This window comes from Mycobacterium sp., from assembly GCF_049802695.1.
GTDB lineage: Bacteria > Actinomycetota > Actinomycetes > Mycobacteriales > Mycobacteriaceae > Mycobacterium.
The window spans coordinates 1-1,611 of record NZ_JBARMY010000325.1; the positions used below are offsets into that span (position 1 = coordinate 1).

2 protein-coding genes and 1 pseudogene are annotated in these 1,611 nt (G+C 63.7%); 2 read left to right on the plus strand and 1 reads right to left on the minus strand.

The features are described from left to right. Window positions 1-446 (minus strand): annotated as a pseudogene (locus WA317_RS13375) (hypothetical protein); the annotation flags it as partial. A gap of 38 nt (window positions 447-484) precedes the next feature. Between WA317_RS13375 and WA317_RS13380 the strand changes: the two are divergent. Both WA317_RS13380 and WA317_RS13385 read left to right on the plus strand, forming a co-directional pair. Further along, a complete protein-coding gene (locus WA317_RS13380; RefSeq protein WP_425173494.1) occupies window positions 485-1,087 on the plus strand; it encodes a TetR/AcrR family transcriptional regulator in 603 nt (200 codons plus the stop codon). 28 nt (window positions 1,088-1,115) lie between these two features. Further along, window positions 1,116-1,607: a nuclear transport factor 2 family protein gene (locus tag WA317_RS13385; RefSeq protein WP_425173495.1), complete on the plus strand. Its 492-nt coding sequence runs from the start codon at window positions 1,116-1,118 to the stop codon at window positions 1,605-1,607. Window positions 1,608-1,611 lie beyond the last annotated feature (4 nt).

The following is a 1,611-nucleotide window of genomic DNA, read 5'->3' on the forward strand; positions in this document are numbered from 1 at the left end:
GGGTTGGTCGCGACGGCGGTCGCGTCGAACGTCGGATCCTCGATGGTGTGGCACATGCCGAAGACATAGTCATCGCCCATCGGCTCCACGTCGAGCAGCGCACCGCAGTGGTCGAGCTGGAACTCACCGTGCCAGCGGTCGTGCAGGGTGTAACGGAAGTCCATGAATTGCGGCGGTGCGCCGATGTCCAGCTGCAGACCCTTGAAGATGGTGGGCACGTCAACGCCCTCGTAGTGCAGCGCGCGCTGCATGCGTTTGGTGTAGATCGGGCTGGCGCCGGCCCATTCCTCGATCGCAATCTGCACCATCTCTTCGCGACCGAATTCCTGAATGCACCAGGCCATCCCGGAGCGGTCGATCATGTGCCCGATGAGCAGGAGTTCAGGGACCAAGACGGCGAGCTCGTCGCGCGACAACCGGGCGAACCGGCTCCGAGGTTCACTCACACGCTGAAAATAGACGGCTTTATGTTATAAAGTCAACAATGCCCGTTTCCCGGTCGACCACTCCGACACGCCAGACCGACGCGCCGCGCCGGCGGGGCGACCACACCCGGGCCCGCATCGTCGACGAGACGGTCCGCTGCATCATCGAGGAAGGTTTCGCTGCGGCCACCGCAAAGCACGTGGCCGAGCGGGCCGGTGTGACGTGGGGCGTCATCCAGTACCACTTCGGTGACCGCAACGGTGTGCTGATGGCTGTTGTCGATGACGGCGTAGCCAAGTTGCTCGACAGCCTGTCCGCCGCCGATGTCAGCGCCCTGCCGATGCAGGAGCGGATCGAGGTCGTCGTCGATACCGCCTGGGACTGCTACAGCAGTCCGACGTCGATGGCCGCCTTCGAAATACTGCGCGCCACAAGGAGTCTGGGTGGGCCTTCACGAGGACACTTGCTTGCAATGAATTCAGCGATCACCCGGCTCGGCCGGCTGATCTCCGATGATCCGGCCGACGACGGTGTGGCCGAAGTGATTTGGGCGGCGCTGCGCGGTGTGGTGTTGGCGCAGATGATCATGGGTACACCGATCGACTGGCGTCGCGAACGACGCGCCTTGATCGACATGGTCAGCCACTACCTGCGGCGCTGATCCGGCCGCTCGGAGCACGCCCGTCGCGGTGTGCTGCAATGACGTGATGAGCCCGCAAGATGTCAGCGCCGACCGGGAAGCGATCGCCCACATCAAATACCGCTACCTGCGGGCGCTGGACACCAAGCACTGGGACGAGTTCGCCGAAACCCTGACCGAGGACGTCGTCGGCGACTATGGCTCGTCCGTCGGCGAAGAACTACACTTCACCAATCGTGCCGATCTGGTGGGCTACATGCGCTCCGCGCTGGGCCCCGCCGTCATCACCGAACACCGGGTGACCCATCCGGAGATCATGGTGTCCGGGGACGAAGCGTCGGGCACCTGGTACCTGCAAGACCGCGTCATCGTCGCCGACTTCGACTTCATGTTGATCGGTGCGGCCTTCTACCGCGACCGCTACCGGCGCACTGACGACGGCTGGAAGATCAGTTCGACCGGATACGACCGAACCTACGAGGCGACGATGTCGTTGTCGGCCATCGACTTCAAAGTCAAACCCGGCCGCGCGCTGGGGTGACTAC

Excerpts from the sequence above, each read along its gene's own strand:
- WA317_RS13380 (WP_425173494.1), top strand. The coding sequence starts at position 485 with ATGCCCGTTTCCCGGTCGACCACTCCGACACGCCAGACCGACGCGCCG.